This window comes from Oceanobacter sp. ABM4_470, assembly GCF_056158645.1.
Genome location: NZ_JBSWTR010000001.1, coordinates 3,644,980 through 3,657,709, shown reverse-complemented (window position 1 = coordinate 3,657,709; position 12,730 = coordinate 3,644,980). Strand labels below are relative to the sequence as shown.

The window sequence follows — 12,730 nt, the reverse complement described above, 5'->3', positions numbered from 1 at the left end:
CCTCAGGTGTTGAGTTTGCGTTGCAAACGAGCAATCTTGGGTGACAGTTCGGTCATGGCCCTGCGGTAAACGTCACGTTTGAACGCAACGACCTCGCCCAGCGGAAACCAGTAGCTGACCCAATTCCAACCATCAAATTCCGGTTTTTCATTGGCATCCACCTTGATGCTGGCGTCACCGGACACCAACTTCAGCAAATACCATTTTTGCTTCTGGCCCACACACACCGGCTGCTTGCCCTGACGAATCATTCGTTTGGGAAGGCGATACCTCAACCAGCCGCGGGTGCAGCCCAGAATCTGTACGTCACTTTTTGCCAGCCCGACTTCTTCTTGCAGCTCCCGGTACAACGCATGTTCGGGAGACTCCCCCTGCTTGATACCACCTTGAGGGAACTGCCAGGCATCCTGTCCGATGCGCTTGGCCCACAGAACCTGGCCAACATCGTTGCAGATAATGATGCCTACATTCGGGCGGTAACCCTGATCATCAATCACAATGCCATCCGAGAAATATTACAGACCTGCAAAACTTGCCCATTTCGCTCAAAAGGTCAAGACGCAACCGCTATTTGCCACAGGTCAGGCCCACTGCCGGGCACTCATTATTATTGTTGGAGCCCTCTGTTACGCCCAAAGAATTATAAGGAAAGGCGCGTTTATTCGGCATAGAATACTGTTCTTTTGTGTAACCTGCGCGGGAGAATCTCTTGGCTCTGGCAATCTTCGACCTCGATCACACGCTGCTGTCGGCAGACAGCGACCACGCTTTTGGACAATATCTGGTGGACCGTGGTCTGGTCGACCCGGAAGTTCACAAATATCGTAATGATGTGTTTTACGAACAGTACAAAGCGGGCACACTGAACATTCACGAATACCTCGACTTTGCCCTCAAGCCACTGACCACCTACCCACTGGAGCAGATGCTGGCCGAGCGCGACGCCTTTCTGGAACAACGCATCAAGCCGCTGATTCCCCAAAAAGCCCGCGACATCCTGCAAAAACACCGCGCTCAGGGCGATACCATCCTGATCATCACCGCCACCAATGGCTTTGTTACCTACCCGATTGCGGAAGAGCTGGGCGTTGAGCACATCATCGCGCCACACCCGGAAATGAAAGATGGCCAATACACCGGCGCCATCGAAGGCATTCCGAGTTTTCAGGAAGGCAAGGTGACCCGTCTGATCGAGTGGCTGGAACAGCATGCCATGAGCATGAAAGACGCCTGGTTCTACAGCGATTCCCGCAACGATCTGCCGCTGCTACGACTGGTCAGCAACCCGGTAGCGGTCGATCCTGACCCAACCCTGAACGCGGAAGCGGAACGTCTGGGCTGGCCAATCATCTCACTGAGAGACTGATTCCACCCGCCGACAAGGAGTCCGATATGCACTGGCCCATCCATCGCAGTAGCGGCATAACCGCCATTGCCATGACTCTGTTATTGACCGCCTGCGGCGATGCGCCCGAGCCGAACCGCCTGCAAACCCCAGCGGGGCCGGACACCATACTGAGCCATAATAATGAGCAGGAAGCCTTTAACCAGCACCTGCTGCATCTGGCCAACGACGGCCACGTGCAACTGGCCGCCAGTGCCAACGCCCTCGATGACGCCATTCAGCAGTTTCTGGCAGCACCCGACGACGCCGGGCTGCAATACACCCGCCGCCAATGGCAGGAAGCCTACAACGCCCTGTTGCGGGTGCGCCTGTTTGGCTATCTGCCGATCACCGATCCGGTTGAATGGCAGCGTCAGCGCAGTGGTTACCGGGATTTGATGCAACAGCTGGACAGCTGGCCGATTGAAGGGGGCTATCTGGACTACCTGCCCGGCTACCCGCACACTGGTATCGTCAACGATCTGGCCCTGCCACTGACCACCGAAGCGCTGTTGCAACAACATCGTTCGATTGACCCCTGGTCGGCCAGTGTCGGTTTTCATGTGGTCGAGTTTCTGTTGTGGGGCAGTGATGGTCAGCGCCCGGCCAGCGATTTTCTGGCCGCTGAGTCGGCCCCGAACAATGAGGCACCGGGCCATCGCCATCGTGACCGTCGCCGCACTTACCTGACTCTCGCCAGCCAACTGCTGCGGGAACATGCCAGCCAACTGCAACAACGCTGGGAGCCTCAAACCGGCTACTACGCCCGTTTGATGAACGACAGCCTGCCAAGCGCCGCGTTAACCGCAGCCCTGATCGCGACCCAGCACTGGCTGGACGCTGCCCGTCAGCATCAGCAAAACGAGGATGTGCGCAGTGAGTTCAGCGCCCAACAGCACGCTGAACAACAGGCTCTGGAAGATCAGGCCCTGCTGCAAGGATTGAGGAATTGGCTGCAAGGAACGAACAGCGACCCCGGCGCCCTGCCCATCGTGTTGACAGACGAACCGGATTTGCTGGATCGCTGGCAGGCCATACTGGCGACGGCTGGTGCTTCAGAATCGGCCCCAGATAACATCCCCGAACCGCTGACGGCTGCCAAACTGGATTACCTGCAAGGGCTGCTGGATGAAACCGCTACAGCGTTGAACATCCGCATCCACGGTTATTAAACAGCCGCTGATCGCTTAACCGATCAGCGGGTTGGCAGAACCGCCTCATCGCTGATAAATCAGCGGGTTGGCAGAACCCGCGCAAATACTGCTTTCAGATAGCGGGTTTCCGGGATGGCCGGTACCACCGGATGGTCAGCACCCTGGCCGCCAACGTGTTGAATCAGTACATCGCGGTCCAGCTCTCGACCGAGGGTACGGAGGATTTCCGGCAGACGACCTTCCGCCAGGTGCATGGAGCAGGAACCCGCCACCAGCACGCCATCACGGTTCAACAACCGCATCGCCAGCTGATTCAGGCGGTGGTAAGCCTGCTCGCCGGCCTTGATGTCCTTGCGACGTGGAATAAAGGCTGGCGGATCAACGATGATAACGTCGAACTTCTCGCCCTGCTCCTTGAGGTTACGCAGCGCCTGAAAGGCATCGCCTTCCCAGCAGTGCATTTTTTCTTCAACGCCGTTCAGGGTGGCGTTCTGCTCAACCCAGTCCAACGCGAAGCCAGAGGCATCAACACAGTGTACTTCGCTGGCGCCGTGATTAGCCGCCTGTACGCCCCAACCACCGACATAGCTGAACACGTCCAGCACACGCTTGCCGCCCACCAGACGGTTAACCACGGCGCGGTTTTCACGATGGTCGTAGAACCAACCGGTTTTCTGACCTTCCAGCACCGGTGCCATAAAGCGGGTACCGTTTTCAATTAACGGCGCACAACCATCTTCCAGTGCCCCGTGAACCACTTCCACATACTCAGGCAGGCCTTCCACCGCGCGCAATTTGCCGTCATTTTTCAGCACCACGCATTCAGGCGACACCACTTTCATGATGGCATCGACGATGTCCTGCTTCATGGCTTCCATCAAGGGGCTGGAAATCTGCGCCACCACCACGTCACCAAAACGGTCGATGACCAGACCTGGCAAACCGTCGCTGTCGCCATACACCCAACGGTAACAACCACCCGGGTACCACAGCTCACGGCTGCTGAGCGCAATTTTCAGACGGTGCACAATCAGCGAGCTGTCCAGCTGCTGACGGCTGTCGCGACTGATCAGACGGGCGCAGATCAGTTGCTCCGGGCTCACCACAGCACTGCCCAGTGCCTTGCCATTGGCGGCTTCGATCACCACCTGCGTGCCTGGCTGCATGCCTTTCAGCGGCGTGGCGGCAATATCCACTTCGTTGCTGTATACCCACAGGTGGCCGGATTTCAGACGGCGCTCGGCCTTGGGCTTGAGTCGCAAAACAGGGAGAGCTGAAGACATGGCAGTGATTCCGCGGTCAGGTTGATGGTGCAAAAAGCGGCGCATTATATCGGACGAAGCCGTCAAACGCCGAATCCTCTGTGACGTTTCGTTGCTGCTGCTCTGGAGGCGGATTTTTTGCCTAAACTGACCAGAATCCCCGAGAACGCAGCGGAGTGAACGTTTTCATGACCCAAACGTTAACCGACGAGCAAATCCAGTGCATCCTGCAAGGCATCAAGATTCCACCGCAGCCCCAGATTCTGGTCGATCTGCAGATGGAACAGGTCATGCCCGAGCCGGATATAGGGCGCATTTCTGAATTGATACAGCAAGACGTTGGACTGGCGGGCACCATTCTGAAAGTGGTGAATTCGTCGTTTTTTGGCCTCAAAAACCGCATCACCTCGATCAATCAGGCGGTCAATCTGATCGGCATTGCCAGCGTCATCAATCTGGTCAACGGCCTGTCGATCAAGAGCCAGATGAGTGATGAAACCATCGTCACCATGAACCGTTTCTGGGACACTGCCACTGACATAGCCCAGGTCGCCACCCAGATTGCCAAACAAGTGGGTTACCCCAACCCCGACATGGCCTATCTGCTGGGGCTGTTTCACAACGCCGGTATTCCACTGTTAATGAGCCGCTACGACAATTATCTCGATGTGATGGAGCGTTCCTATGCACACCCGGAAAAACGCGTGGTGGATGTCGAAAATGCCGAGCTCAGCACCAACCATGCAGTGATTGGCTATTACACCGCCAAATCCTGGCACCTGCCGAAAATCCTCTGTGATGTGATTGCCGAACACCACAGCGCCACCCGCGTATTCAATGCCAACCACCAAAAGGACTCAGAGGGTAAAACCTTGCTGGCGATCCTGAAAATGGCCGAACACGTGTGCGGTAACTATCGCATTCTGGGTAAGCAAGAGGTCGATCAGGAGTGGGAGCTGATCAAGGACGAAGTACTGACGTACCTGGGCTTGGGGGCCTATGACATGGAGCAGATGGAGGCGAACTTTGAAGAGCTGGGCATCGGTTTGCGCAGCTACAGCTGGTAGTGCGGCCCTGTAGCAAGCCGTTACAACCCCATCGCCGCCATCATCACATGCTGTTTAACCGGCACCAGCCGATCGAACTGCTTCAAACCGATATTACGCAACAGCCGAATGGCGGGGGCCTCTGCCGCAAACAAGCGCTTGAACCCTTCCATGGCCGCCATGGTAGTCAGGTTGTCGGCCTGACGACGGCGCTGGTAACGCGCCAGCACCAGCTCATGGCCCGGCGATACGCCACGCTTGTGAGCCGCCAGAATCTCTTCCGCCAGCACCTCTACATCCTTGAAGCCGAGGTTAACCCCCTGCCCTGCCAGCGGATGAATGGTATGAGCAGCGTCGCCAACCAGCGCCACACCCGGCAAGGAATAGTGTTTGGCGTGACGCTGACGCAGCGGGATGGATTGCCGTTCGGACACGGCTTCAATCGTGCCCACACGACCTTCAAAAGCCGCCGTCAGCGCCTCACAGAAGCCGTCATCGTCCAACTGCATCAGTTGCTCGGCTTCTTCAGGCACCGTTGACCAAACGATTGATGCCAGCTGATCGCTGCCCGCCAAAGGCAACAAGGCCAGTGGGCCTTGCGGTCGAAAACGCTGCCAGGCGGTTTGCTGCATTGAGTGTTCGGTTTTCACCGTGGCAACGATGGCGTGGTGATCGTAATTCCATTCACGAGTGGCAATACCTGCCCACTGGCGCACGCGGGAATGCGCGCCGTCAGCGCCCACCACCAGTTTGGCCTCCAGACGAGTACCATCGACCAGCAGCACCGGGGTGTAACCCTCTGGTGTCTGGTTATCGATGGCGTTGACAGGCTGGGCGATGCGTTGGATGTCGGTTTGCTCGCGCACCACCGTATCCAACGCCGCCAGGGTTTCGCGGTTTTCAACAATATGACCCAGACACGGGGCGTGCAGGTCGGTGCAGTCAAACTCCACCTGGCCGGTACCGTCGGCGTCCCACACCGTCATATGGCGGTAGGGTTTGCGTCGTGCCGGACGTAGATGTTGCCAGGCACCACAGGCTTCCAACATGCTCTGACTGCGCGCGGTCAGGGCACTGACGCGCAGATCCCATTGATCAACGTCCGTCTGGCTTGATTCTGGTAGCTCAACCGGACGCGCCAGCGCCGGGTCCACAAGGGCGATACGCAAGCCGGATGACGCCGCCGCCAGCGTTGCTGCCAGCGCCTGTCCCACCATGCCCGCACCAACAATTGCAACATCTACGCGCATGGGGATTCTCCAATCGATTCCGGGGTTCGAATTCGGGCTGCCTGCTGGCCAACACCCATCGCATGCAAGGTCAGCAGGCGTCGTGGAATATCCATACAGGCTAACGCCATCAGTCCCAGCCCGCGACCAATCGCCATTGCCCTGCCGCGGCTGGCAAACACGCGTGGCAGCAAGTCACTGGCCATCACCGTATTGGCCTGATCCTGCTGTTGCTGCTGGACGTAGTCCGTCAGCATGCCGATATCACCTAACGGCTGTCCATGCTGCCATTGCTGCAACAGCCTTTCGGCCAAGGCCGCGGTGTCACGCAAAGCAAGGTTAAAACCCTGGCCGGCCACCGGGTGCAAGCTATGGGCCGCATTGCCCAGCAAGACCAATCCCTGACGTACCTGTTCGGTACTGCGCACCAGCGCCAGCGGATAACTCTGACGCTGACCCAGTGCCAGAATGCGGCCACAGCGATAGCCAATTTGCGCCTGCAACTGGCGAATAAATTCATCGTCCGGGGCAGCTAACACCTGTTCGGCCTGCTCCGGTTCCAGCGTCCAGACCACCGCAAAGTGGTGTTTGTGCAGCGGCAAAAACGCCACCGGGCCGTGGTCACTGAAACGTTCGTAAGCCCAATGACCGTGATCCCGATCCATTTCGACCTGAGTCACAATCGCGTGGCTGCCGTATTCCTTGCGCTGGTGCTGAATGCCCAGCTGCGCTGACAGACCGGAGCGGGCACCGTCGGCCATCACCAGCAAACGGGTGGTTAACTGACGACCGTCCGACAGACTCAGCTGCGCGCCTTCGCCTCGCATGGTCACAGCGTCGACCTGGGTATGTGGCAACAGCGTCAGGCCACCGCCGTCTTGCGGCGCTTGTAGCTCGGAGAGCCCCTTCAGCAGCGCTCGCCCCAGCACGGCGTTTTCGACAATGTAGCCCAATGCTTCAACGTTCTGTTCGGTGTGGTGCAGGTGGGTTTGGCCAAAACGGCCGCGATCCGACACCTGAATGTGCTCAATGGCACAGGCACGGGAGGCAATCGCGTCCCAGCAGCCCATCTGTTGCAACAGCAGGCGCGATCCCCAGGCAAGGGCGGTGGCACGGCCATCAAAGCTGGGTGGCCGCGACAGGATGTCGTCGTCCCACTGGATCGACTGGCGATCAATCAGGCCGACGTTCATGCCGCTTTGCAGGGCCGGTGACAGCATGTGTACCAGACTGGCACCGGCCATACCGGCGCCCAGAATCAGCACGTCGTAGAGGGTTTCAGAATCGGTCAGTTGGGTCATGTTCTGCTCATGCTTTCAGGTGTGGCCAATGTGACCGGCCACACAGTCGCGGTCAAGGCTTCCCGTCCGGAAAGCGGCGATCCACTGCGCACTATCAAGGTTGAGGCGTTTCAGTCCAGACCTTGCTGGCACAGGGCTTCCACTTCCTCAACGGTCTTCGGTACCGCACGGGTAAGGATTTCACAGCCGTCCTCGCGCACCACCACATCGTCTTCGATACGGATGCCAATGCCACGCCAGCGAGCTTCAACCGAGTCATCGTCCGGAGCCACGTACAGGCCCGGCTCGACCGTCAGCACCATGCCGTTCAACAACATGCGAGGCTGACCGTCGACGCGGTATTCACCAACATCGTGGACATCCATGCCCAGCCAGTGGCCAGTCTTGTGCATGTAGAAACGACGGTAGTCACCGGACTCCAGATTGGCTTCCAGCGTGCCCTCAAGCAGCCCCAGCTCAATCAGACCACTGACCAGCACATTCACCGCAGCGTCGTGCGGGTCGTTCCAGTGCTTGCCGGCTTTCACTTCGTCAATGGCAGCGTACTGGGCTTGCAGCACCAACTCGTACAGCGCCTTTTGTTCTGGCGAGAATTTGCCATTGGCCGGGAAGGTACGGGTAATGTCAGAGGCGTAATAATCCAGTTCACAACCGGCGTCGATCAGCACCAGATCGCCGTCCCTGATTTCCATATCGTTGCGGGTGTAGTGCAGGATGCAGGCATTTTCCCCAGCGCCAACAATCGACGGGTAAGCCGGCCAACGGCTGCCCGCCGCCATAAAGGTGCGGGTGATTTCGGCATCCAGCTGGTATTCGTACATGCCCGGTTTCACCATTTGCATGGCACGACAATGGGCCTCGGCGCTGATCTCCGCCGCCCGTTGCATCACGTCGACCTCAGCATCGGATTTGATCAAGCGCATTTCGTGAAGGATATGATCCAGACCGCAGAATTCGCGCGGTGGACGCGAGCCGTTACGCACCTGCGACTTGATGTGGTTTACCCAGCCCATCAGACGCTGGTCGAACTCCGGCGACACACCAAGGTTGGCGTAGATACGATCACGGCCTTCGATCAGACCCGGCAGGATGTCGTCGATGTCGGACACCGGAAAAGCATCATCACAGCCCAGCACCTCAGGCGCGGCGTCCGGACCAACCCGACGGCCGGTCCAGGTTTCCATTTGCTTGTCTTTTTCCTGACAGAACAGCACGTACTCGCCGTGCTCACGGCCAGGGATCAGCACCAGTACGCCTTCTTCCTCGTCGAAGCCGGTGAGGTAGTAAAAATCGCTGTCCTGACGGTACAGGTATTCCACATCGCGGTTACGCACGTGGCTGGCTGCCGCAGGAATAATGGCAATGCTGTTCTCGCACAGCTGCGACATCAGTTGTCCGCGACGGCGCGGGTATTCAGTGGCATCCAGTTTCATGCGGCCTCCTGTTGGGTACAAATCAATGCAGTGTGGTGCTGGCACCGCCACTGGAGCGGTTCATGGTGTAGAACACGGTCAGGGCAGCAACCCGGGCGTGCTCGGCCAGTTCCAGATACATGGCTTCGTTGTCCGGGTCCTTGTCGTCTTCGATACGAGCCTGGGAAAAGGCGTCCAGATCGTTCAGCACTTCCAGTACGTCTTTAGGCAATTGACCACCGGATTGCTCGGAAGCTCCGAAGCCGTCCAGAAACCCTTTGCTCCACTCAGCCAGACACTCGACCTGCTCCAGCACGTCGGCGTCTTCGTCTTTTGGCAACAATGGCTCATAAGCCATTTCCTCAGCCGAAATGCTGTTCAGCACGGCATCGTAGAACTGGCGCAAGGTGGCGGTGAGGTTATCCGCCGGCGTCTCGTCCAGCTCCAGATAGTCCAGCGCCTCCGCCATCCATTGCTGCGGCGTCAGCCGGGCACCGGAGGCCAGATAGCCACTCAGCCAGCCATGCAAGGCAGACGGTGACTGGTAACAACGTGACTCCAGCCACAGGTCGGCGGTATTGGCGAAATCGATCTTCATAACAACCTCAAACTATTCTCTGCGACCATTCTAACACCCATCACCAGCCGCTGACTGCGTTTCCTCTGACATCCGTGTGTTGCACGGAAAAGCGTGCAGGCCGATTGACCATGTTAAGCACAGACTTTTATAGTAGGCGTCCCTTAAAGGAGATATGTCAGATAATCCTGCCATGGCCGCCAACGAACTGCTGACTCTACAAAAGCGCATTCTGAAACTGCTTGAGGTCCAACAGGAACTCAAGGAGGAAAACCAGCGCATGCGTGCTGAAGAAGCCCAGTGGCATACCGAACGTGCCATGCTGGTCCAGCAGAACGAGCTGGCCAAGCGCAAGGTTCATGAAATGATCCAGAAATTGCAGGTCCTGGAGCGCAACTGTGGGCAGTGAAGTAAATACCATCAATCTGACGATTCTCGAGCGCGACTATCGTATCAACTGCCCGGCCGGTGCCGAGCAGCAGCTACGCAATGCCGCACACTTGCTCGACAGCAAGATGTCAGAAATCAAGGCCGCCAGCACGGCGTCCGGCAAGGTGCCCGGCATCGACCGAATTGCGGTGATTGCGGCCCTTAATATCGCCCATCAATTGCTCGAAATTCAGACAGAACAGCACGAGCAAGAACAATTAATCAGTGAAATCAACCAGGCTCTGGAAGATGCACTGAATGAATCTTCTCAGCGGGAATTGTGAAATTTCACATCTCTTTGCCATCTTTGTTATACTCTAAAAACTCCCTGCTGCATCCGCCAGTCGATAAAGACCTCGAGCCGATGTCCATTACCCAGGGGTGCTTCACTCGCTGTTGTGTGCATGTCCGCTTGTCGGAAAGCCTTATTCAGTGATGGGCGCTCCACCTTGAACCATTGGGTTCAAGGGCTTTTTCCGACAGCGGTGCAGTGGGGTTCCTACCTTATTTTCTGCCGATTCCCGAGCCCTTATGGACAAGACCCGTATTCGCAAACAGATGCGCAAGATGCGTCGTGCCCTGACACCAACCCAACGCGTTCAGGCAGGCCGTGGACTGAAACGCAGCGCGCTGACCTCCGGTGTATTACTGAATAGCCAGCGACTGGCGCTGTATCTGGTCAATGATGGCGAGATTGATCCCCGGCAACTGATCGACCAGCTCCAGCGGATGGGTAAGACGGTGTATCTGCCAACCCTGCACCCGCTCAGAAAAGGCGCACTGGCCTTTGTGTCGTATAACCGCCAGACACGCATGATCAAAAACCGCTTCGGTATTCCCGAACCGGATTTCCGCTATGGCAAGCGCATTCATCCACGCTTTTTGGATACGGTGTTTATGCCCCTGGTGGCCTTCGACCAACAGGGTAACCGTCTGGGAATGGGGGGTGGCTTTTACGACCGCACGTTGGCGTTCACCCGCAAGCCGGGCAAAAAGCCCAGGTTGATCGGTTGCGCCCACGAGTTTCAATGTCTTTCTGCGATTCCTGCAGAAGCCTGGGATATTCCATTATCCGCAATTGCTACCGATGTAACCTTGCGAACGTTCAACCAGTCACCAGTGTGACCGGGGTTCAGCGAATGGTGCTCTCGGAAGCCAGTGCCTGTGATGGACGTTGCTCTTCATCGATCGTCATGCCGGTTAACGCGGCCCCCAAAAGAACGATCATGCCAACGAACACCAGTAAATCTGGCTTTTTCATCGTAAAGTGACTCCAGCTTAAGCTCTACTTTGTCCGGTTGTCCGACAAAACCTACAACCTGTTATATTTTGCTGTTACCAGCAGCAATTTTTCTGCCACTTTAGTCACATTTTGTGACTTTCAAATGACTCGGCAACGAATGCACAATATTAGGTCACGATGGCCACGATTCGGCGTTAATCCGGATCAATTTTTCTTATTATTTGCGTACAAAAAACACACAGAAAGCCCGTGGTGTTTTTGACGCAAAATAGATTATGCCTCGCAAGCCATTGGAACAAGGGCAATTTCAGGTCAGCTATAGATAAAATCCAAGCAAAAAGTTCACTTTTGGTGCTTTGAGCAAAAAACTTTACAAAGCACCTTCACAGAACAATCAGGGACAACGACTTGCGCCGAACTGGTGCGAGGCTTAAGGGCCTCACACCGATGTCGATTGGGAGAAACAACAGAAAGAACAGATAGCCAGAGTGGGGCAGGTATCACCCTCAAGACGTCAGAATGCCCTTCAGGCGCCGTTGCAGCACCCTGAAGATATGATCCAGCCGTTCTGGGGTTTCGTTCACCAGATGGTGCTGGCCATCGATGATGATTTCGACCGCCATGGACGGAAACAGACGCTGATATTCACGCAGGTTGTGACGTCCCTCGACGGTGTTATCGGCCGTGCCCTGAATCATCAGCATCGGGAATTCCAACGCAGGCTGGTGTTCCATCCAGCCAATCCAGCGCTTCAACGCCGTCACCCATTGCACACTCAAATGAGAGGCCTGTAACGGGTCGTGACGGGCGACAAATTCAAAGAACGGACGGTTATTCCCATCCAGCGTAAAACGTCGTCTGAGGCGCTTGATAAAGAAACGGGCAACCGAATGCACCCAGCGTCCACTGTTCCAACCCGTCGGTCGCAGCAACGGTGCCAGCAGCCAGACATCCTTGACGATGGAATGGTCGACCTCAGGCCGATGAGTCATCAGCCAGGTGGTCAGCGTGGCACCACCCGTGCTCTGACCGGCAACAATCCAGGGTAAGTCGGCCCAGATGCCCTGACCGTGCTGCAACAAGGCGTCAAACACCCGCTGGTAGGTATCAAAGTCATCAATGGTGGCAGGCTCGCCAGACGACAGGCCGTGGCCCGGCAAGTCGAATGTGAGGATGTTCAATTGCTGCTGTTGGGCAAACTCAATCAGGTTGCCGTACAAGCCCACGTGATCGTAGTAGCCATGCACCATCAGCAAATTGCCGCGGGCGTTGGGCGTCCGCCACTGCTGCACCGCCAGCTCGAACCCTTCCAGCATCATCTTGTACATACGATGCGTCCCTGCCGGTTCCGGCAAACCGTAATAGGCGCGGTAATCGGCCAAAAGCGGGCCAGCATCCGCAGCAACATCGTCAGACAACTCCAACAGGCTGCGTTTAAGAGGCCAAGGGTCCCAGCGGTACTGAGGTTTCAAGACAAGCTCCGAACATCGGGTGAATGACCGTTAGTTTGGAGGTGGTCAGCGTAAACAGCAAGTGCTGTCGGGTCCGGCGTGGAACGATCGGGTGTCGGCACACGATCGTAGGCTGGGCCCCGCCCAGCAATCATTGGGCTCAGCCCAACCTGCATAACTGCCCAGCCAGATTTCAAATTTCGTAGATACAAAAAAGGGCGCCGAAGCGCCCTTTTCCATAC

14 protein-coding genes and 1 other RNA gene are annotated in these 12,730 nt (G+C 56.9%); 7 read left to right on the top strand and 8 right to left on the bottom strand.

What is annotated here, in order from left to right:
• Positions 1–2: 2 nt before the first annotated feature.
• Positions 3–497 (bottom strand): RNA pyrophosphohydrolase, encoded by a 495-nt coding sequence (gene rppH / locus ACXADJ_RS16195; protein WP_028292031.1) that lies wholly within the window; start codon positions 495–497, stop codon positions 3–5.
• 212 nt (positions 498–709) lie between these two features.
• Here rppH and ACXADJ_RS16190 point away from each other — a divergent pair, with 212 nt between their 5' ends.
• Both ACXADJ_RS16190 and ACXADJ_RS16185 read left to right on the top strand, forming a co-directional pair.
• Complete coding sequence (locus tag ACXADJ_RS16190) at positions 710–1,366, top strand: histidinol-phosphatase (RefSeq protein WP_475067824.1); 657 nt, start codon at positions 710–712, stop codon at positions 1,364–1,366.
• 26 nt (positions 1,367–1,392) lie between these two features.
• Complete coding sequence (locus tag ACXADJ_RS16185) at positions 1,393–2,556, top strand: imelysin family protein (protein WP_475067821.1); 1,164 nt, start codon at positions 1,393–1,395, stop codon at positions 2,554–2,556.
• Positions 2,557–2,615: 59 nt separating this feature from the next.
• Here the strand turns inward: ACXADJ_RS16185 and ACXADJ_RS16180 are convergent, their stop codons facing one another.
• Positions 2,616–3,821 carry a class I SAM-dependent rRNA methyltransferase gene (locus ACXADJ_RS16180; protein ID WP_475067817.1) on the bottom strand — a complete coding sequence of 402 codons (1,206 nt, stop codon included), beginning with the start codon at positions 3,819–3,821 and terminating at the stop codon, positions 2,616–2,618.
• Between the two features lie 167 nt (positions 3,822–3,988).
• On the opposite strand from ACXADJ_RS16180, the gene ACXADJ_RS16175 reads away from it, so the two are divergent.
• Positions 3,989–4,867, top strand: a complete 879-nt coding sequence (locus ACXADJ_RS16175; protein ID WP_475067814.1) for an HDOD domain-containing protein — start codon at positions 3,989–3,991, stop codon at positions 4,865–4,867.
• A 20-nt stretch (positions 4,868–4,887) separates the two neighbouring features.
• Here ACXADJ_RS16175 and ACXADJ_RS16170 read toward each other — a convergent pair whose 3' ends face one another.
• From ACXADJ_RS16170 to ACXADJ_RS16155, 4 genes are all read right to left on the bottom strand, one after another.
• On the bottom strand, positions 4,888–6,096 hold the full coding sequence (locus tag ACXADJ_RS16170; RefSeq protein WP_475067812.1) for a UbiH/UbiF/VisC/COQ6 family ubiquinone biosynthesis hydroxylase: 1,209 nt from the start codon (positions 6,094–6,096) through the stop codon (positions 4,888–4,890).
• A complete protein-coding gene (ubiH, locus tag ACXADJ_RS16165) occupies positions 6,087–7,376 on the bottom strand; it encodes a 2-octaprenyl-6-methoxyphenyl hydroxylase (protein ID WP_475067810.1) in 1,290 nt (429 codons plus the stop codon). The genes ACXADJ_RS16170 and ubiH overlap by 10 nt, the downstream gene beginning before the upstream one ends.
• A gap of 110 nt (positions 7,377–7,486) precedes the next feature.
• A complete protein-coding gene (gene pepP / locus ACXADJ_RS16160) occupies positions 7,487–8,809 on the bottom strand; it encodes a Xaa-Pro aminopeptidase (RefSeq protein ID WP_475067808.1) in 1,323 nt (440 codons plus the stop codon).
• Between the two features lie 22 nt (positions 8,810–8,831).
• Positions 8,832–9,386, bottom strand: coding sequence for a UPF0149 family protein (locus ACXADJ_RS16155; protein WP_028292038.1), 555 nt, complete (start codon positions 9,384–9,386; stop codon positions 8,832–8,834).
• 154 nt (positions 9,387–9,540) lie between these two features.
• On the opposite strand from ACXADJ_RS16155, the gene ACXADJ_RS16150 reads away from it, so the two are divergent.
• From ACXADJ_RS16150 to ACXADJ_RS16135, 4 genes are all read left to right on the top strand, one after another.
• Entirely contained in the window at positions 9,541–9,774 is a 234-nt protein-coding gene (locus tag ACXADJ_RS16150) for a DUF904 domain-containing protein (protein WP_156878911.1), read from the top strand.
• A complete protein-coding gene (locus ACXADJ_RS16145) occupies positions 9,764–10,078 on the top strand; it encodes a cell division protein ZapA (protein WP_036533726.1) in 315 nt (104 codons plus the stop codon). Before ACXADJ_RS16150 ends, ACXADJ_RS16145 begins: the two co-directional genes overlap by 11 nt.
• A gap of 38 nt (positions 10,079–10,116) precedes the next feature.
• Positions 10,117–10,295, top strand: a non-coding RNA gene (ssrS, locus tag ACXADJ_RS16140) — 6S RNA.
• Between the two features lie 30 nt (positions 10,296–10,325).
• On the top strand, positions 10,326–10,919 hold the full coding sequence (locus ACXADJ_RS16135; protein ID WP_475067805.1) for a 5-formyltetrahydrofolate cyclo-ligase: 594 nt from the start codon (positions 10,326–10,328) through the stop codon (positions 10,917–10,919).
• Between the two features lie 7 nt (positions 10,920–10,926).
• Here the strand turns inward: ACXADJ_RS16135 and ACXADJ_RS16130 are convergent, their stop codons facing one another.
• Both ACXADJ_RS16130 and ACXADJ_RS16125 read right to left on the bottom strand, forming a co-directional pair.
• Positions 10,927–11,055: a hypothetical protein gene (locus tag ACXADJ_RS16130; protein WP_281168000.1), complete on the bottom strand. Its 129-nt coding sequence runs from the start codon at positions 11,053–11,055 to the stop codon at positions 10,927–10,929.
• A 488-nt stretch (positions 11,056–11,543) separates the two neighbouring features.
• Positions 11,544–12,509, bottom strand: a complete 966-nt coding sequence (locus ACXADJ_RS16125) for an alpha/beta hydrolase (RefSeq protein ID WP_475067802.1) — start codon at positions 12,507–12,509, stop codon at positions 11,544–11,546.
• Between the last annotated feature and the right edge of the window lie 221 nt (positions 12,510–12,730).